This is a genomic window from Ectopseudomonas toyotomiensis (assembly GCF_017167985.1).
Classification (GTDB): Bacteria; Pseudomonadota; Gammaproteobacteria; order Pseudomonadales; family Pseudomonadaceae; genus Aquipseudomonas; species Aquipseudomonas toyotomiensis.
In genome coordinates this window covers 4093356-4110583 of record NZ_CP070505.1, presented here as the reverse complement: position 1 = coordinate 4110583, position 17228 = coordinate 4093356, and the positions used below count along the sequence as shown (strand labels likewise).

Annotated in this window: 19 protein-coding genes; 9 read left to right on the top strand and 10 right to left on the bottom strand. The window is 61.6% G+C overall.

The window, feature by feature from the left end:
* Positions 1-90 precede the first annotated feature (90 nt).
* Positions 91-1794: an amidase gene (locus tag JWV26_RS19050; RefSeq protein WP_206417575.1), complete on the bottom strand. Its 1704-nt coding sequence runs from the start codon at positions 1792-1794 to the stop codon at positions 91-93.
* Positions 1795-2009: 215 nt separating this feature from the next.
* On the opposite strand from JWV26_RS19050, the gene JWV26_RS19045 reads away from it, so the two are divergent.
* The gene (locus JWV26_RS19045) at positions 2010-2363 is read left to right on the top strand and encodes a DUF7079 family protein (RefSeq protein WP_074914039.1); all 354 of its coding nucleotides are present in this window, start codon (positions 2010-2012) and stop codon (positions 2361-2363) included.
* Positions 2364-2370: 7 nt separating this feature from the next.
* Here JWV26_RS19045 and JWV26_RS19040 read toward each other — a convergent pair whose 3' ends face one another.
* Positions 2371-3285: a LysR family transcriptional regulator gene (locus JWV26_RS19040; protein WP_206417574.1), complete on the bottom strand. Its 915-nt coding sequence runs from the start codon at positions 3283-3285 to the stop codon at positions 2371-2373.
* A gap of 64 nt (positions 3286-3349) precedes the next feature.
* Here JWV26_RS19040 and JWV26_RS19035 point away from each other — a divergent pair, with 64 nt between their 5' ends.
* Together JWV26_RS19035 and JWV26_RS19030 are read left to right on the top strand one after the other, a co-directional pair.
* Positions 3350-3967: a LysE family translocator gene (locus JWV26_RS19035; RefSeq protein WP_206417573.1), complete on the top strand. Its 618-nt coding sequence runs from the start codon at positions 3350-3352 to the stop codon at positions 3965-3967.
* 57 nt (positions 3968-4024) lie between these two features.
* Complete coding sequence (locus tag JWV26_RS19030) at positions 4025-4414, top strand: GFA family protein (protein WP_092374469.1); 390 nt, start codon at positions 4025-4027, stop codon at positions 4412-4414.
* 6 nt (positions 4415-4420) lie between these two features.
* Here JWV26_RS19030 and JWV26_RS19025 read toward each other — a convergent pair whose 3' ends face one another.
* Entirely contained in the window at positions 4421-5125 is a 705-nt protein-coding gene (locus JWV26_RS19025) for a class I SAM-dependent methyltransferase (protein ID WP_206417572.1), read from the bottom strand.
* Positions 5126-5280: 155 nt separating this feature from the next.
* Here JWV26_RS19025 and JWV26_RS19020 point away from each other — a divergent pair, with 155 nt between their 5' ends.
* Complete coding sequence (locus JWV26_RS19020) at positions 5281-6342, top strand: AI-2E family transporter (RefSeq protein WP_206419233.1); 1062 nt, start codon at positions 5281-5283, stop codon at positions 6340-6342.
* A 66-nt stretch (positions 6343-6408) separates the two neighbouring features.
* On the opposite strand, the gene JWV26_RS19015 is transcribed toward JWV26_RS19020, so the two are convergent.
* Complete coding sequence (locus JWV26_RS19015) at positions 6409-6870, bottom strand: NUDIX hydrolase (RefSeq protein WP_196456142.1); 462 nt, start codon at positions 6868-6870, stop codon at positions 6409-6411.
* A gap of 214 nt (positions 6871-7084) precedes the next feature.
* Between JWV26_RS19015 and JWV26_RS24435 the strand changes: the two genes are divergently transcribed.
* The 5 genes from JWV26_RS24435 to JWV26_RS18995 all read left to right on the top strand — a co-directional run bounded on the left by JWV26_RS24435 (position 7085) and on the right by JWV26_RS18995 (position 11618).
* The gene (locus tag JWV26_RS24435) at positions 7085-7279 is read left to right on the top strand and encodes a hypothetical protein (protein WP_230875147.1); all 195 of its coding nucleotides are present in this window, start codon (positions 7085-7087) and stop codon (positions 7277-7279) included.
* Complete coding sequence (locus JWV26_RS19010; RefSeq protein WP_196456140.1) at positions 7276-7599, top strand: low molecular weight protein tyrosine phosphatase family protein; 324 nt, start codon at positions 7276-7278, stop codon at positions 7597-7599. The genes JWV26_RS24435 and JWV26_RS19010 overlap by 4 nt, the downstream gene beginning before the upstream one ends.
* Before the next feature lie 57 nt (positions 7600-7656).
* Positions 7657-8469, top strand: coding sequence for an alpha/beta fold hydrolase (locus JWV26_RS19005; RefSeq protein WP_196456138.1), 813 nt, complete (start codon positions 7657-7659; stop codon positions 8467-8469).
* A 233-nt stretch (positions 8470-8702) separates the two neighbouring features.
* Complete coding sequence (locus JWV26_RS19000) at positions 8703-10901, top strand: putative bifunctional diguanylate cyclase/phosphodiesterase (protein WP_206417571.1); 2199 nt, start codon at positions 8703-8705, stop codon at positions 10899-10901.
* 213 nt (positions 10902-11114) lie between these two features.
* Positions 11115-11618, top strand: coding sequence for a hypothetical protein (locus JWV26_RS18995; RefSeq protein ID WP_230875146.1), 504 nt, complete (start codon positions 11115-11117; stop codon positions 11616-11618).
* 89 nt (positions 11619-11707) lie between these two features.
* Here the strand turns inward: JWV26_RS18995 and JWV26_RS18990 are convergent, their stop codons facing one another.
* From JWV26_RS18990 to JWV26_RS18965, 6 genes are all read right to left on the bottom strand, one after another.
* The gene (locus JWV26_RS18990; RefSeq protein WP_206417570.1) at positions 11708-12583 is read right to left on the bottom strand and encodes an AEC family transporter; all 876 of its coding nucleotides are present in this window, start codon (positions 12581-12583) and stop codon (positions 11708-11710) included.
* Between the two features lie 42 nt (positions 12584-12625).
* Positions 12626-13510, bottom strand: a complete 885-nt coding sequence (locus JWV26_RS18985) for an NAD(P)-dependent oxidoreductase (protein ID WP_206417569.1) — start codon at positions 13508-13510, stop codon at positions 12626-12628.
* Positions 13511-13553: 43 nt separating this feature from the next.
* Positions 13554-14813, bottom strand: a complete 1260-nt coding sequence (locus JWV26_RS18980) for a TRAP transporter large permease (RefSeq protein ID WP_206417568.1) — start codon at positions 14811-14813, stop codon at positions 13554-13556.
* On the bottom strand, positions 14810-15376 hold the full coding sequence (locus JWV26_RS18975; RefSeq protein WP_206417567.1) for a TRAP transporter small permease: 567 nt from the start codon (positions 15374-15376) through the stop codon (positions 14810-14812). The genes JWV26_RS18980 and JWV26_RS18975 overlap by 4 nt, the downstream gene beginning before the upstream one ends.
* Positions 15373-16347 (bottom strand): TRAP transporter substrate-binding protein, encoded by a 975-nt coding sequence (locus JWV26_RS18970; protein WP_206417566.1) that lies wholly within the window; start codon positions 16345-16347, stop codon positions 15373-15375. The genes JWV26_RS18975 and JWV26_RS18970 overlap by 4 nt, the downstream gene beginning before the upstream one ends.
* 107 nt (positions 16348-16454) lie before the next feature.
* Positions 16455-17219, bottom strand: a complete 765-nt coding sequence (locus JWV26_RS18965) for an SDR family NAD(P)-dependent oxidoreductase (RefSeq protein ID WP_196456125.1) — start codon at positions 17217-17219, stop codon at positions 16455-16457.
* Positions 17220-17228: the final 9 nt, after the last annotated feature.

Genomic DNA, 17228 nt, shown 5'->3' with positions numbered 1-17228 from the left:
AAAGCAGTTCGCTAGTGACGCTCATTCCTGCACAACTGCCGGTTATGCCTTTTCGCGGCGGGGGCGCCGCTCCTACAACCCTGCGGGCACTCACCCCAGCGCCGGCGTACGCGGCGGGATCAGGCGCTTGGAGCCGGTCGACTCATAGGCCGCCGCCAGCTGCAGCAATGACGAGTCATCATAAGCACGGCCGGCGAAGGTCAGGCCCACCGGCATGCCGATGTCAGCCATCACGCCCATCGGTACGGTGACGGTCGGCACACCCAGATGACGAATCGCCAGGTTGCCATTGGCCACCCACACACCGTTGCTCCAGGCGATATCGGCGGATGCCGGGTTCACGTCGGCATCGGCCGGGCCGACATCGGCCACGGTGGGGAACAGCACCGCATCCAGGCCCAGTTGATCCATCCAGTCTTCCAGGTCGATCTTGCGGGTGTGCTCCAGGCCGCGCAGGCCGTCAGGCAGCGTGGCGATCTGGTCCCAGGGTTTGATCCCACGCTTGGCCATGTTGACGTACTCATCCATGCCCGCCGCCAGGTCGCCCTCACGGTTCGGCAGCGTGCCGGGGTCGTGGGGGAAGATCTGCGGGCCATCGACGTCGGCCAGGCGGTTGAGCTGCGGATCACCATTGGCGCGCAGGAAATCGTCGAAGGCCCAGCCGCTCAGCTCCCACAGCTCGTCGTGCAGGAACTCCGGCGTGACGATGCCGCGATTGAACACGGTCGGCGCACCGGGGCGATCACCCTCGCAGTTGGACACCAGCGGGAAGTCCACTTCCACCACCTCGGCGCCGGCCGCTTCCAGTGCCTGGCGCGCCGCTTCCCACAGGGTGATCACCGTCGGCCGGGTGTGAATGCGCTGGCCAGTCGGCCCGCCGATGCCCGGGTTCTCGCTGGTGCCAGCGGCTTCGTCCTTGTTGATGAACATCTTCGGCACGCCCAGACGCTTGCCCTTCAGCATGTCGGCTTTGGCCGCCAGCGCCAGGTAGGACGCGGGACGTACTTCGGAGGCTTTCGGGATCGGCACCCAGGGCTGCAAACGCCACAGGTCGCCACGGCTTTCGGCATCGTCGGCCACCACCACATCGAGCACTTCCAGCAGATCGGCCATGGTCCGGGCATAGGGCACCACCACGTCCATGGTCGGCGTCAGCGGCCAGTTACCGCGCACCGAGATCACCCCGCGCGACGGCGTATAGGCGCACAGGCCGTTGTTCGAAGCCGGGCCACGCCCGCTGGACCAGGTTTCCTCGGCCAGGCCGAAAGCGGAGAAGCTGGCAGCAGTGGCGGTGCCGGCACCGTTGGACGAGCCCGAGGCGAACGGCGCCGTCAGGTAATCGGCGTTATACGGGCTTTCGGCGCGGCCATAGACACCGCGCTGCATGCCGCCATTGGCCATCGGCGGCATGTTGGTCTTGCCCAGACAGATGGCGCCGGCCGCGCGCAGGCGCTCGACGGTGAAGGCATCACGCTGCGCCACCAGGTCCTTGAACGCCGGGCTGCCAGAGGCCGCCGTCAGGCCCTTGACCAGGTAGCTGTCCTTGGCGGTGTAGGGAATGCCATCGAGCGGGCTCAGCGTCTCGCCGCGGGCGCGGCGTGCATCGGACGCCTCGGCCTCCTTCAGCGCATCAGGGTTGCGCACCACCACCGCGTTCAGCCGGGTCGGCGTATCCGCGCCGTCGTAGGCATCGATACGCGCCAGATACGCGTTGACCAGCTCGACCGCCGTGGTGCGGCCGGACTCCAGCGCGGCGCGCAGCTCGGCAATGGAAACTTCGGTTACCTCGATCATGGTGTCATCACTCGCAGATGGCGGGCCGCGTCTACGGCCACGGATACGAAAACAGCGCGTGCACGGCCGACGCTCACGGGCAGATTCAGCCATGCAAATATGTGCCCGATGATACATCCCACCAAGCCTTCGCAGCAGCCCGCGCCAATGGCCAGGATGCGCGCCAGCCATTACAGTCTCGCCACTGATTACGCAGCATTGAGCAGACGTGGCTTATGACCCGCGAAGAACGCATCCATCTGTGGTCGGCGCTGTCGGACGTATTCATCGACAACGAAGTCGACTACGGATACATCGCCCGTCAGGTGGCAGGTTTCGACCGTGCCACAGTACAAGCCGCCTTCTACCAGGACGTCGCTCCCGCGTGCTACTCCAACCTGCTCGCGCCCATCCCACCGATCTGGACAGGCTTCGACAGCGCCTGGCTCAGCGCAACCATCGAGCAAGCCCAGGCGGCGCGACGGAGTTCCACCCTGCGCCGCCTGCGCGACCGACTCTTCATCGCCTACCTGCGGCGTGCCCTGAAACCGGAATGGGCGAAGCTTGAGCAAGAACTGGATCGCCTCTGAAACCCGGCTAGCGTCCCATCTCCCGCAGCCAGGCCAACAACTCGGCGTGCAGGTTTTCGGGCTCCGGCGCAGCGGGTGAGAACAAGCAGTAGCGCGAGCCGTCCTCGACGAAGCCAAGCGGCGCAACCAACAAGCCACTGTCGATGTCATCGCGTACCAGATGCCACGGCCCGATGGCCACGCCCAGACCTGCCACCGCGGCCTGCAGGCTGAAATAGAAATGCTCGAAGGTCTGCGCCGGCCCTTGCGGCAGCGCGCTGCCGGCGACATTGGCCCACTCCGTCCAGGCATTCAGCCGCGTGCGCGTATGCAAAGGCAACGCATCCGGGCGCAGGCCCTGGGCATCAAACCATTGCTCGACCTTGTCTGTTCGGCAAACCGGCCCTACCCGCTCGATGAAAAGCGCTTCGGCGTGATAACCGGCAGGTCTGGGAAAGTCATCGCGACGGATGGCCAGGTCGATGCCTGCCTCGAAGGTGAAAGGCCCACCGCCCGCCAGCAGATGAATCTCCTGCCCCGGCTGGCGCACCTGAAACGTACTCCAGCGCGGGATCAACCAGCGCATCAACAGCGTCGGCTCGCAGGACACCACTAATGGCCGCGTCTGCCTGGCACTGGCCCGTAGCTCGCGCGTGGCCTGGCGCATCAGCCCCAGCCCATCGCCCACCGCACGCGCCAGCTTGCGCCCAGCCTCGTTGAGATACACACGGCGGCTACGCCGCTCGAACAGCGCCACCCCCAGGTCATCCTCCAGCAGACGTACCGCGCGGCTGACTGCGCCATGGGTCAGGTGCAGCTCCTGGGCAGCGCGACTGAAGTTCTCCCAGCGCGCCGCTGCCTCGAAACAGCGCAACGCCAATAACGAAGGCAGGCGCGCATCCGCTAACTGTGAAATCAGCTCACCATCAATGTCAGAACTCATCGTTATTCATCGCCAAACGCCATCGGAATAATTGGCTCAACTCCAACCATCAGCAGAATAAGCCATGACCGAATGGATAGCTGTAATCACCATCACCCTACTTGCCGTCATCAGCCCCGGGGCGGATTTCGCCCTGGTCAGCCGCAACAGCCTGCTGCTCTCGCGCCGCGCCGGCGTGCTCACGGCGCTGGGCATCGGCTTGGGCGTACTGATCCACGTCGGCTACACCCTGCTCGGTGTCGGCCTGCTGTTGCAGCAGTCGACCGGGCTGTTCAACGCGCTCAAGATGGCGGGCGCGGCCTACCTGATCTATCTCGGCGTGAAAATGCTGCTGAGCAAACCCGACAGCGCAACGCACAGCGATGCGCAAAAGCATGCAGCAGATGGCGCAGCCCTGCGCACCGGTCTGCTGACCAACGCGCTCAATCCCAAGACGGCGGTGTTCATCGTCAGCCTGTTCATGCAAGTGGTGCAGCCGAGCACGGGCCTTGCGACGCAACTGGGCTACGGTGCCTTCATCGCCGTCGCGCATGTCGGCTGGTTCGCCGTGGTCGCGCTGTGCTTTTCCGCCGGCCCGGTGCGCGACAGGCTGCTGGCCGCCAGGCGCTGGATCGACCGCCTGTTTGGCGGTCTGCTGATCGGTTTCGGCACGCTGCTGGCGCTGGCCAGTCAGCGCCCTTAACCCAGCGCGCCTTTGCTATGGTGGCAGGTACACGCCCAAACACTGGAGGACAGCAACATGGATCGACTCACCGGCGGCTGCCTCTGCGGCCAGGTGCGTTTCGAAACCAGCAGCCAGCCTTATCGGGTCGGCGTCTGCCACTGCATGGACTGCCGCAAGCACCACGGCGCCCTCTTTCACACCTCGGCAATCTTTCCGCAGGACGCGGTGAAGGTAGAGGGTGAAACCGGCCAGTACGCAGGCCGCCACTTCTGCCCGCGCTGCGGCTCGCCGGTGTTCGCACGCTCTGGGGATGAGGTCGAGGTGAACGTCGGCTCGCTGGACGAACCGAACCAGTTCACCCCCACCTACGAACTCTGGACCATCCGCCGCGAAGCCTGGCTACCGCCCTTGCCCTTTGACCGCCACTACCCACGCGACCGCGACAGCAGCGCACGCCACGAGTAGAACCATTCAAGCATCGGCTTCTCGCCGGCTTACCCAGCCGTGCATCAGCCCGGCCTGGAAGAACTGCACCGGCGCATCGAAACCGGCAACCTGGATGATGCCAGCCACCTGCTGCGCCGGTAGCACCGCCACATCTCGGGCGTAGGCTGCCCGCGCGCGCTCCAGCATCTGCGCATCGACCCCGGCCGCGGCCATCAGCGTCATCCAGCCAGGCAGCAATACCTCATAGTCCGGCGACTGGATATCCGCCGCCAGGTCGACACTGGCCAGCAGCCCGCCGGGTTTCAGGCGCTGCGCGATCTGGCCGAAGAACGCGGTACGCACCGCGGGTTCGAGCAGAAACTGCGACACCAGAAAACAGGTAGCGCCGTCGTAGGCCGCCTCAGGCGCCAGCGTATCCAGATAGCCCTGGTAAAAGTCGCAGCGCTGGGCAAAGCCGCCGTGCTCCGCGCGCTGACGGCACACCTCGAGCATCGCCCCGGACGGGTCGAGCGCGGTGAAGCGCCAGCCCGGAAAGCGCTCGGCCAGGTGCTCGATTTCCGCCCCCGTGCCGGCGCCCACGCAGAGTATCCGCGCGTCGGCCGGCAGGTCGATGAACAGCGCATCGAGCAGCAAATACAGCGCCTCACGAATCGGCGCCATCCCCGCCCATTGCTTGTCGTAGCCCGCCGCCTGCTGGTCGAACAGCGCCTTGATTTCCTCGTCACGCATGGCCATGCCTCCGTCGAATGATCGTCCTCACGCCTACCAGTATCCCAGAGCTGTCAATCCCCCCGCCGCGCGGCTACAAGTCCGGTCCAACTTTGTCGGCACTTTGCCAGAGCATCGGGGGACTAACTGACATGTCCCTTCCCAGCGATCCCGATATGCAGAGCCCGACCTTCGAACAGAAAGCCTTCATCCTCCTGCTCGTTCTGGTGACCATCGCCTTCTTCTGGATACTGCTGCCGTTCTACGGCGCTGTGTTCTGGGCCATGGTCCTGGCTGTGGTGTTCGCACCGCTGCAGGAGCGTTTGCTGCGGCGCACTGGCGGCAGAGGCAACCTGACTGCCCTGCTGACGCTGATCATCTGCCTGTTGGTGGCGATTCTGCCGGTGATCTTCATCACCTCCGCTGTGGTGGCCGAAGGCACCGCCCTGTACCAGAAGCTCGAGTCGGGCGAGCTGGATACCGGCGCCTACGTCACCAGCTTTATCCAGATGCTGCCGCCATCGATACAGGAACAGCTCGACCGTGTCGGCATGAACAACCTCGACGGCCTGCGCGAACAGATCTCCAACGGCGCCATGGCCGGCAGCCAATACCTGGCCACCAAGGTATTCGCCATCGGCCAGGGTACCTTCGAGTTCTTCATCGGCTTTTTCGTGATGCTCTACCTGCTGTTCTTCCTGCTGCGTGACGGCAAGGATCTAGTGCATAGAATTCGCACCGCCATCCCGCTGGCCGACACCACCAAACGGCGTTTGCAGATCAAGTTCACCCGCGTGGTGCGCGCCACGGTAAAAGGCAACGTGGTAGTCGCCGCCGCACAGGGCGCACTCGGTGGCTTCATCTTCTGGGCGCTGGGCATCTACAGCCCGCTGCTGTGGGGCGTGCTGATGGCCTTTCTGTCACTGCTACCGGCCGCCGGCGCTGGCATCATCTGGGCACCTGTGGCCATTTACCTGATGCTCAGCGGTAGCCTGGTGCAAGGCATCATCCTCACCGCCTTCGGCGTGCTGGTGATCGGCCTGGTGGACAATATCCTGCGCCCCATCCTGGTCGGCAAGGACACCCGTATGCCCGACTACCTGATCCTCATCTCCACCCTCGGCGGCCTGGCCCTGCTGGGCCTCAACGGCTTCGTGATCGGCCCACTGGTGGCGGCGCTGTTCGTGGCCAGCTGGAACCTGTTCGGGGCGAAGAAGAAGGTCAGGTTGCCGGATTGATGCAGACCTGAGACCACCACGCGCTGCGCCTAACGCCACCAGGTGCAGTGCTTCAACGATGGCTGGTCAACCAGGCGATCTGAATACGCCTGCATCGGTAAGCAGTTGCACGAGGTTTTCCGGCCATACCGTTTCTTTCGTGGCTATCAGCTCCTGGGCCGACCACCAGTGATGATCCGTCATGACCTTTTTCTCATGGCTCGACCAGTGAGAACGGGAAAGGGCCTTGTCCTCGACGTGCACGACAAAATATTGCTCCACGGCCAACACCTCCTCGCCACTGGGCAGGGTCAATGAAACGCGTCGGTGAGCCACTGGTTCGGCAACTGTCCCAACCCGAATGCCCGTCTCTTCGTACAGCTCACGTATGGCCGCCGCATGGAATGCCTCCCCGGGTTCCAAACCACCGCCCGGCGTGGCCCAGTGGCTTGTTCCAGCCAAAGCGTCATCGGTGTGATGAAATCTGAAAAGCAGAACTTCCTCGGCAGGGCTGATGAGTAATAGTCGTGCTGCCTTGCGCTCACGCATATCCGCCTCCCTGAGAAAAGGGCGCAGATTAGAAATGATTGAGCCCACCGGCAAGCCCAAGCCCAACCAGCCCCGATTGCGCGTCAAGAATGACTCGAGCAAACCCGGAATAAGCCTCGCGTGATAGCTCTGGATATTGGGCCGCTTCGGCCCTAGGATGTTGCGAACTCGTACTACCGCGGCTGCTGAACCCGGTACTCACGAGGAAATCACGATGGAAAGAACCCGTGCCTGGAGACGCTCACAGGCTCACAAAGATGCGCCCCAAACGCTGCTGCGCTTGCCGTATCAGCGGCCAGAAAAAAACTGGAAGCTGATGTACACCCGAGCGGACAAATTGCTTAGAGCACGCCAACTCGGCTTCAGCTACCCCATTCGCACCACCCGCCAACTGTTAGATCAAGAGTGACCAAACTCCTTTTCATCTGCAGCCGCAATCAATGGCGTAGCCCCACAGCGGAAACGATCTGGCGCCGTCGGCCCGGCTTCGAGGCCCGTTCGGCCGGCACCAGCCCTAACGCCCGCAAACCAATCGGCCCAGCGGATATCCGCTGGGCCGACGTCATCTTCGTCATGGAACACAAGCACGCCAATCGCCTGCGCGCAGAATACGCTCGCCTGCTCGAACACAAGCGACTGCACGTTCTGGATATCCCGGATGACTACCGTTTCATGGACCCGGAACTGGTAGAGATGCTTGAAGATATGGTGAGTGCATATTTGGCCTAACGCATATCCGTCCGCTGGTGATACAAGATCGAGACATCACACTGCCCGGAATGAGAAATGGACTTCAGCGAATATGGCGACCCCAAAGGCAAACCGGTGGTTTATTTTCACGGGGTGCCCGGCTCGCCCAATGAGTGCTCCATCTTCGATGCCCCAGCACGAGAACATGGCCTGCGAGTCCTCTGTCTTGATCGCTTTGTCATCGATGCCCCTATTACCGGCGCCGACTACTACCTACAGATCGCGCAATCGATCAGCGAGACAGTGCAAGGCGTCCAGTTCGACATTATCGGCTTCTCCCTCGGCACTCATGTTGCTCTGGAAGTCAGCGCGCTTATACCGGGCCAGGTTCGCAGCCTGCATCTCGTCTCAGCGGCAGCACCTCTTGAGGCCGGGAACTTTCTCGATGAGATGGCCGGCAAGGCCGTGTTTTCGCTGGCCCAGCGCAGCCCAGGCTTGTTCCAGTGGCTGGTGAAGTGGCAGGCGCTGCTGGCCAAACGAGCACCGCAGATGCTGTTTCGCATGCTGTTCGCCAGCGCCCAGGGGCAGGATCGGGAGCGGGTGAAATCACCTGAGTTCAAAGCGCTTATCTGCCAGGTACTGCAGCAATGCTTTGCTCAAGGCGCGTCCGGCTACACGCGGGATATCCAGCAGTACCTGAAGCCCTGGTCAGCCAAGGTCTTCACCTGCGAGACAGATGTCTGCCTATGGCACGGCACTGAGGACAACTGGTCGCCTTTCGCTATGTCGGCCTATATGGCCGAACGCTTCTCACGCAAGGCACGCGTCGAGCGGATGGAGGGGCTTTCTCATTACTCCTGCCTGTATGCCGCAGCGCCGATGATTTGTGCACGGCTCGCCTGCGAGTAATCTTGGGTGGCTTGGCTACTTAACTACTTTTGACGCGCACCGAGACCGAGTGCAGCGAAGCCCGCCAAAGAGGACGCATCTGATATGGTTTTTCGTGGCCAATCTGAGCCTTTTTTGGGCTGGTTCAGTGCCCTTATAAAGGGGCCCCCGATGCGCTAGTCGAAAGTGCTCGATCGCTCACTATTTCAGGCTCTCTGAAGATCGGATGATATCGAGAGTCTTCAAGATCCCGCATGAATACTTGTTTCAAGAGCTTTAACAGCAAGACACTTTCCGAGTCGCAGCGTGACATCCTCGACATGATCGCAACCGACCGTCATCTGGACGAAATACTCTGCGCCATTTGTCAGATGTTGGACGCACAGTCCCCCGAAATTTTCAGTTCAATTCTGCTTGCTGATGCCGAAGGCAAACGTTTGCTTAACGGTGCGGCGCCCGGTTTGCCGATTGAATACAGCCAGGCGATTCATGGAATGGCCATTGGCCCGCAGGAGGGAACCTGCGGTACCGCTGCGTTCCGACGTGAGCTGGTAGTTACCGAAGACATCGCGCGTGACCCAAGCTGGGAGCGTTTCCGTAGTCTGGCCCTGGGGCATAACCTGCACTCGTGCTGGTCGATGCCCTTGCTCTCCCATCAAGGACGCGTGTTAGGTACGTTTGCCTTGTACCAGAACCGCACCCACAAGCCGGACGAGGCGCAGATTCAACGACTGGGTTGCGCGGCCCAACTGGCTGCAATTGCGATCCGCCGTGAGTGTGACGGCCGAAGCCTGGAGGAAAGCGAACAACGTTTTCGTTCACTGTTCACGTACAACCCCAATCCGGTATTCGCCCTCGATCTGGCCGGCAGAATCCAGAATGCGAATCCCGCAAGTTTGAGGCTCAAGCCATGCACCACTGGCGAATTGATCGGTCATCACTTTGCCAATCTGGTGATCGAGGAGGAGCAGCAACGGGTAGGTCGACATTTCTCTGCAGCCTGCACCGGAGAGCCCCAACGTTTCGAAGCACGGCTTCGCGACGCGAGCGACATGTTGTTGACCATGGACATTTCCAACCTGCCGATCAGGGTCAATGACGAGATAGTCGGGGTATTCGCAGTGGTCAGGGATATCAGCGAGCAGAAGCACTACGAGCGCGAGTTGAACTTCAACGCCTGCCACGATCGCCTGACGGGTTTGCTTAACCGTGTAACTCTTGAAGATCGGCTTATTGAGTATTGTCACATCAGTCGCCGGCGCAAGCGTCGCCTGGCGGTAATGTGCATCGATCTGGATGGATTCAAATCCATCAACGATTCGCTTGGGCACTATTTCGGCGATCAAGTGCTGATTGAGGTGGCGCAGCGCATGGCCCAGCACGTTCGTCCCGGCGATACCATCGTGCGCATGGGCGGCGACGAATTTATCGTTCTGCTGCCGAACCTGCTGCGTGATGACGACGTTGTATCGGTGGCCGAACGACTGATGGCGGGCATAGCCAGGCCCTACCGCATCCGAGGCATTGACCTGCACGTGAGCGCAAGTGTGGGCATCACCCTGAGCGATGGTTATACCGAGCCACCGATGCAGCTCATTCAGCAGGCTGACATGGCTATGTACAAAGCCAAGCAGCAAGGGCGCAATAATTTCCAGTGGTACACAAGCGATCTCAATGAGCGCGTTTGTGAACACGCGAGACTACGCAACGACCTACAGAAGGCTATCGATACTGAATCGCTCAAGTTGCATTATCAGCCGCAGATAGAAACGCGTACGGGGCGAGTGTCAGGGATCGAAGCGCTATTGCGCTGGGAGCATCCGCAAAGAGGATTTATCTCACCAGCGGTATTTGTGCCAGTGGCAGAGGACAGTGGCCAGATCATCCCACTGAGCCTCTGGGTACTCGATACGGCTTGCGCTCAGCTGCGCCAGTTAGGCGAACAAGGCATCACTGGCATCTCAATGGCTGTGAACATTTCGCCAATGCATTTTCAGCGTGGTCATTTCGTTCAATTTGTCCAAACCATCCTGGAGAAGCACGGACTCTGTGGTGAGCAGTTGGAACTGGAGATCACCGAATCGCTTTTGCTGCATAACGCTGAACAAGCGATCGACACATTGCACCGGCTCAAGGCTTTGGGAGTGCGTATTGCTCTCGATGATTTCGGCACCGGATTTTCCAGTCTCAGCTATCTCAAACGCTTGCCGATAGACAAGATCAAGATCGACCGCTCGTTTATCCAGGAGCTCGGCACGGATTGCCACGATGCCGCAATCATTCAGGGCATTATCGCTATGGCCCACCACCTGAGCCTGACAGTGGTCGCTGAAGGTGTTGAAACCGAATCTCAGGCGGCTTTTTTAAAGGGCAGCAGGTGCGATGTGTTGCAGGGGTATTACTTTGCCAAACCGATGAAGTATGAAGAACTCGAGGTTTTCTTGAGGGAGTAAAAGGATAGGTTTTCTTTGAAGGCAGGCCCCTCGCTGTGCTGCTGCCGCGAACTGTCAGCGAGTCTGCCGGAGTGGTCATACCGATAATTTACGGACCCTCTTTAGACCCGTTATCCGCCGCGGCCCAATTCAGCAAGGAAGCACGAACAACAATGCGCGTTCCTCATTTCTATCCCATTTCAAACCGCCTGGCGTCCTGCTGATAGCGGTCTGATGACGGCCTGCTCCAACTATCAGGACAAGGATTACCAGGGGAACTGGGCGCCGGAGTCGATGACGCCTGATGACCCGTCCAACAACACGCCCGACGCACCCGTTGTGTACTTCGCAACCACGCGATACCGCGCGCTGGGCGTGCCTTTTCACCGTCTGCTGCTGGCCACGCATGTAGATGGCCAGCAACTGCCGGACGCCGGGCGCCACTCAATCCTCGATGTTTCCGGCAAGCAGGCTCTACGGCTGACGCCAGGCAAACACTCTCTGAGCTGGTGCTGGGTATCCATGAATGCACTGGGTACGGGCGGAGCGAAGTGCGGCTTCGGTGCGCAGGACATCGAGTTCCGCGCGGGGCAGCGCTACGTGGTGGACTTTTCTACTCGCGACGATATCAGTGGGCCGCCGGGACGTGAGGTCTCGACCATTACGATCAAATCGGAAATTCGCAATCTGGATAGCCACGAAGTGATCTATCCATTACCCACTGCCGCCCCCCCATAAAACCCACAGAAGTGGCCATCCAGCCCTGGGCATAACCATTGGGGGTAGACAAATCTCAATGGTTTGTCCCGGTACATACGCTCAAGCCTCTACGCCAGCCGCAACGCCAACGCCAACGAGATGGAAAACAGAGCAACCAGATTGCCCAGAATCACGATCGACGCGACCTTCTCCGGCTCCTGGGCGTAGCGTTCGGCGAACATGAAGTTGAGCACCGCAGGCGGTAGCGCACCGAAGATCAGCAGGATGTCGGTCTCGCGATCCGACAGGCCGAAGGCCAGGCAGAACAGGTAGGCGATCAGCATGCCGGTCAGCGGTGTAGCCACGGCGCCGACCGTGCCGATGCGCCATTGCGCGAAGGGCGCAGTGTTCAGGCGTACGCCAAGTGAGAACAGCATCAGGCCCGTGGATACGTCGGCAATGATCTTGATCGCGGAGAGAAATGGCGACCACAAGGCGATGCCCGACATACTCACCAGCACGCCAGCAACTCCGGCGATGATCACCGGTTCGCGGAGCAACCCCCATACCCTGGCGTTGCGCCCAAGCCACCAGGTGGCGACGGCGAAATGCAGGACGTTTTCCACCAGAAACAGCACCACCGCCGCCGGCAGCACCTGCTCGCCAAAGGCAAACAGCAGCAGCGGCAATCCCATGTTGCCGGCGTTCTTGAACATCATCGGTGGCAGTAGGGTTTTCGGTGCATAGCCCAACCTGCGGGCAATGGGCCAACCGAGTAACCCGGAACCCAGCACGATGATCAGACCACCGAGAGCGATCATCTGCACCTCGGCCAGATCGACGCTCTTGCCCGCCAACGCGGAGAAAATCAACGCGGGCACGAAGATGCCCATGTTGACCTGGTTGGTCGCGAGCATGTCGGGACGATGCTTGCGACCATACAGGTAGCCAATCGCGATGACCGTGAACACAGGGAATACGATACTCACGATCTGCACGAGCATGGGGCAACCTTAGCCGCTGGCGAGTGGGTGGTGCTGGGCGACTCAGCCCTGCGTGGGCGTGCCGTTGAGGGCGTAGTAACTGCGAATGACCTGGCTGTCGTCAGCCCGCCCCTCACCACGCCCGGAGGTGGCCAGGAACAGTTGGTGTGCCACGGAAGCAATCGGCAGCGCGGCCTGCGCGTCGCGCCCGGCTTCGAGGACGATGCCCAGGTCCTTGACGAAGATGTCCACCGCGCTGCTGACCACGGGTTCGGCCTGCAGCATGCGAGGGCCGCGATCCTTGAGCATCCAGCTCGACGCTGCCGAACCGCCCATGATTTCCAGCAGCACCGGCAGATCGACACCGACCTTGGCCGCGAGCGCAAAGGCTTCGGCGACCACGGCGATATGGACGCCGCACAGCAACTGGTTGACGGCCTTGACCATAGCGCCCTGCCCGGCTCGCTCGCCGACGTGGAAGATGCGCTGGCCGATGCCTTGGAACACCGGCTGCACCGATTCGAAAGTGGCGCGCTCACAGGCCGCCATGATGGTCAGCGAGCCGGCGATGGCGCCTGCGGTGCCGCCGGAGACCGGGGCATCAACGAAGCGGCGCCCCGCTGCCCTCACCCGCTCGGCCATACGCTCGACCGCAGCCGGTGGACAGGTCGCCATCAGGCAGACGATGCCATTCGCGGCCAGTGCATCCAGCGCACCGTCGTTGAACAGCACCTGCTCGGCCTGGGCGGCGTTGACCACCATCAGGATCAGCACATCGGCACCGCTGGCGGCAGAGGCGGCGTCGGCCGGCTGCCCGCCAGCCTCGGCAAGCGTGGCGAGCGCCACAGGGTTGAGGTCGATACCGCGCACAACGTGGCCGGCGGCGAGCAGGTTCTTGGCCATGGGCAGCCCCATCGAGCCAAGCCCGGCAAATGCAATCGTAGTCATGGAAATTCCTTGCAGAGCGCCCCCGGCATGAACCGGGGGCGCATCAATAGAGGGTGAAAGCCGGCACGAAGGAGACCAGGCCGAGCACGATGATCGCCACCAGGTAGAACGGCCAAAGCTCGCGAACCACGGCCCCGACCTTCTCGCGCGAGATCGCCGAGGCGATGAACAGCGTGGTGCCCACTGGCGGGGTAAACAGGCCGATGCTCAGGTTGACCACCATCATGATGCCGAGCTGGGTCAGGTCGAGACCGATGGCGTTGCCGATGGCTACGAAGGTTGGCCCCAGCAGCAGGATCGCCGCCGGCAGATCGAGGAACATGCCCACCATCACCATGATCAGGTTGAGCATTAGAATGACCATCCACGGCGAACTCAGGGTTCGTACGGTCCACTCGGCCACGGCGGTCGGCACCGACTCGACGGTCAGCACATACCCCACAAGGTTCGAGGCGGCGATCACCAGCATCACCACACCAGTGGTGATCGCGGTGTGTACCAGTGCGTCGTAGAGGCGGCGCAGGGTCAGGTCGCGATAGACCAGCATGCTCACCATCAAACCGTAGAACACCGCCAGTACGCTGACCTCGGTCGGTGTGGCGATGCCAGCGCGCAGCAGGATCACGATGAAGGCTGGCATAGCCAGTGCCGGCGCTGCCGCAACGGTCACGCGCAGCACACCTTTCAAGGTGACCTCACTGGCTAACCGCTTGAAACCACGCAGACGGCCTGACAGGTAGCAGGTCAGCATGAAGCCGACGCACAGCAGTAACCCCGGCACCAGGCCGGCGAGAAACAGCGCGGCAATCGACTGGTTGGACACGGCGGCGTAGAGAATCAGCGGAATCGACGGCGGAATCAGCCCGGCGATGGTTGCCGACGACGCGGTTGCCGCAGCGGCAAAGGCACCCGGATAGCCCTCGCGCTTCTGCCAGGGGATCAACATCGAACCCAGCGCCGACGCCTCTGCCACAGCCGAGCCGGACACCCCGCCGAATACGGTCGAGCCGACCACCGTGACTTGCCCAAGCCCGCCATGGAAGCGACCGACCAGCATGGTGGCGAAATCGATCAGGCGCTTGCCCAGCGTGCCGCCCATCATCAGGCTGCCCGAGAGCATGAAGAACGGAATCGCCAGCAGCGGGAAACTCTGCGTGGGCTGAAAGATCTTCACGATCGCCGCCACGCTGGGGATGCCGCCGACGGTGACAGCGGCAATACCCGAGCTGATCAGCAACGCGTAGCCGACCGGCAACGCCAGCGCCAACAGCACGGCGAAGACCAGAAGCATCATGAGCGTCATACGTCGTCCTCGATTTGATGTGCGCGAACAGCGAGGGGATCACCGGCATACAGCAGGTGTACGAGCGTGGTGAGTGCGGTGAAGGCAAGGCCGACGAAGCCAGCGATCATGGCCAGATACGCCCACTTGGCCGAGATGCCGGTGACCGGATAGATCTCACCACCAGTGATCTCGATCACATCGAGCCCCACCCAGGCCAGGTAGAAAAAAGTGGCGCTGATCAACGCCTGATGGCCGATCAACAACACCCGATTACCACCTCGACCAATCCAGCCCTGGATGGCGGTGACGGCGATGTGCTGACCGCGTTGGGCAGCCAGCACGATGCCGCCCATCACCAGCCAGGGGAACAGGATATTGGGCATCTCGGTGGGCCAGCCCATACCCTGATTGGTCAGGTAGCGCACCACCACCTCGGCCATCAACGATACGAACATGGCCACCAGTGCCGTGATCACGGCGACCACGCTGAGCGCCACTATCGCGTTGTCCACCCACCTCACCATCTGCGCCAGAGCGCCGGACTGCAACGAGTCGTAGCTGGAGGTTTGGACGGCCATCATTGCTTACCTGCTTCCGAGACGATCAGCTCCACCAGCTCAGGGTACTGCTTCGACCACTTGTCGTAGACCGGCTTGGTCTTGGCAGCGAATGCGGCCTGGTCGATTTCGTTGATCTCGACTCCGGCTTCGGTGAGTTTGGTGCGCAGCTCTGTATCGGCCGCCAGTGACATCTCGCGGTTGAGCTTGCCTGCTTCTACTGCAGCTGCCTTGATCGCCGCCTGATCGGCCTCGGACAGACCGGCCCAGATCATCTTGCTGGCCAGCAGCGGTGTGGTCTCGTACTTGTGCCCAGTCAGCGAAATGTACTTCTGCACCTCGAAGAGCTTGGAGGAATAGATGTTCATCAGCGGGTTCTCCTGGCCATCGAATACCCCCTGTTGCAGGGCGATGTACAGCTCGGAGAAGGCCAGCGGGCCTGGGTTGGCGCCCAGTGCCTTGAAGATGTCGAGGGTCATGGCATCCGGCGGTGTACGCACCTTGATGCCCTGCAGGTCTTCGGGTTTTACGATCGGGCGCTTGTTGTTGCTGGTATGGCGAATGCCGTTGTCCCACAGCGCCAGTACCACCAATCCTTTCTTGTTGGCAGCCTCGTCGAGCTTGGCACCGACCGGGCCATCGACCACCTTGTAGGCATGTTCAAGATCGCGAAACAGGAAAGGCAGGCCGACCAGGTTGAATTCCGGCACCACGCCAGCAGTGCTGCCCTGGGAGTTGGTGCTGAAAGCCAATGAGCCCAGACGCATGTTGGTCAACGACTCGACGTCATCGCCGAACTGCGCGCTGCCGCCCACCTCGACCTTGACTCGACCTTCGGTCTTCTGCTCGACCAACTCGGCAAATTTCTGGGATGCCACCGCTTTCGGGTTGCCCGGCGCGGCGTTGTGGGAAAGACGCAGTACCTGTTGCGCCCAACTGGTGGAGGCAGTAGCCAATGCCAAGGTCGCGGTGAGTGCGATCAGTGTCTTTTTCATGAGCTTCACCTTGCTTTTTTTATTGATATTGTCTGCATGTCTTGCTTGTTGCAGGTCGTCCGTGCGGACCTTATGGCAGCGCCCGCACGTGGCCAACCCGGTGCTGCTCAACCGTGGATGAGCATGCCACCGTTGACGTCGATCACCGCACCGGTGATGTACGCCGACAGATTCGAGGCCAGGAACAGGTAGGCACCGGCCACCTCTTCGGCATTACCCAGGCGATTGAGCGGGATGCTGGCGGCAATCTCGGCCTTCTGCTGGTCACTGAGTTTGCCGGAGCTGATGTCGGTCTGGATCAACCCAGGGGTCACGCAGTTGACGCGGATATTGCTCGGGCCGAACTCGCGCGCCATGGCCTTGGCCAGGCCCAGTACACCGGCCTTGGCCGCAGAGTAATGCGGGCCGCCGAGGATACCGCCACCGCGCTGGGCCGATACCGAAGACATGCACGCGATCGAACCACTGCCCTGCGCCTGCATGTGCGGAATGACGGCCTGAGACAGGTACAGCACGCCACGCAGGTTGACGTCGAGGATACGATCCCAGCTCGCCGGGTCGATCTCCAGGGTCTTCACCGGCTGGGTGATGCCAGCGTTATTGATCAGCACATCGATGCGACCGAAGTCGGCGATGGCGCGCTCGGTGGCCTTGAGGCACGCGTCCTTGTCCGCCACGTTGCAGGCATAACCACGGTGTTCGGGGCCGATGGCGGCGGCAGCTTCGACGGCTGCACCTTCGTCCAGGTCGAGAATCGCCACCTTGGCGCCGTGGCTGGCGAACAGGCGAGCGGTAGCCAGACCGATGCCCCGCGCCGAGGCCGCACCCGAAATCATGGCAACCTTGCCGTCGAGAAGAAGAGCGTTATTCATGTATGGATT

Coding starts and splice junctions, on each gene's coding strand:
- JWV26_RS19035 (WP_206417573.1), top strand. CDS start 3,350: ATGACCGAATGGATAGCTGTAATCACCATCACCCTACTTGCCGTCATC.
- JWV26_RS19030 (WP_092374469.1), top strand. CDS start 4,025: ATGGATCGACTCACCGGCGGCTGCCTCTGCGGCCAGGTGCGTTTCGAA.
- JWV26_RS18970 (WP_206417566.1), bottom strand. CDS start 16,347: ATGAAAAAGACACTGATCGCACTCACCGCGACCTTGGCATTGGCTACT.
- JWV26_RS18965 (WP_196456125.1), bottom strand. CDS start 17,219: ATGAATAACGCTCTTCTTCTCGACGGCAAGGTTGCCATGATTTCGGGT.
- JWV26_RS18985 (WP_206417569.1), bottom strand. CDS start 13,510: ATGACTACGATTGCATTTGCCGGGCTTGGCTCGATGGGGCTGCCCATG.
- JWV26_RS18980 (WP_206417568.1), bottom strand. CDS start 14,813: ATGACGCTCATGATGCTTCTGGTCTTCGCCGTGCTGTTGGCGCTGGCG.
- JWV26_RS18995 (WP_230875146.1), top strand. CDS start 11,115: ATGACGGCCTGCTCCAACTATCAGGACAAGGATTACCAGGGGAACTGG.
- JWV26_RS19050 (WP_206417575.1), bottom strand. CDS start 1,794: ATGATCGAGGTAACCGAAGTTTCCATTGCCGAGCTGCGCGCCGCGCTG.
- JWV26_RS19005 (WP_196456138.1), top strand. CDS start 7,657: ATGGACTTCAGCGAATATGGCGACCCCAAAGGCAAACCGGTGGTTTAT.
- JWV26_RS19000 (WP_206417571.1), top strand. CDS start 8,703: ATGAATACTTGTTTCAAGAGCTTTAACAGCAAGACACTTTCCGAGTCG.
- JWV26_RS19040 (WP_206417574.1), bottom strand. CDS start 3,285: ATGAGTTCTGACATTGATGGTGAGCTGATTTCACAGTTAGCGGATGCG.
- JWV26_RS18975 (WP_206417567.1), bottom strand. CDS start 15,376: ATGATGGCCGTCCAAACCTCCAGCTACGACTCGTTGCAGTCCGGCGCT.
- JWV26_RS19025 (WP_206417572.1), bottom strand. CDS start 5,125: ATGCGTGACGAGGAAATCAAGGCGCTGTTCGACCAGCAGGCGGCGGGC.
- JWV26_RS19020 (WP_206419233.1), top strand. CDS start 5,281: ATGCAGAGCCCGACCTTCGAACAGAAAGCCTTCATCCTCCTGCTCGTT.
- JWV26_RS24435 (WP_230875147.1), top strand. CDS start 7,085: ATGGAAAGAACCCGTGCCTGGAGACGCTCACAGGCTCACAAAGATGCG.
- JWV26_RS18990 (WP_206417570.1), bottom strand. CDS start 12,583: ATGCTCGTGCAGATCGTGAGTATCGTATTCCCTGTGTTCACGGTCATC.
- JWV26_RS19045 (WP_074914039.1), top strand. CDS start 2,010: ATGACCCGCGAAGAACGCATCCATCTGTGGTCGGCGCTGTCGGACGTA.
- JWV26_RS19015 (WP_196456142.1), bottom strand. CDS start 6,870: ATGCGTGAGCGCAAGGCAGCACGACTATTACTCATCAGCCCTGCCGAG.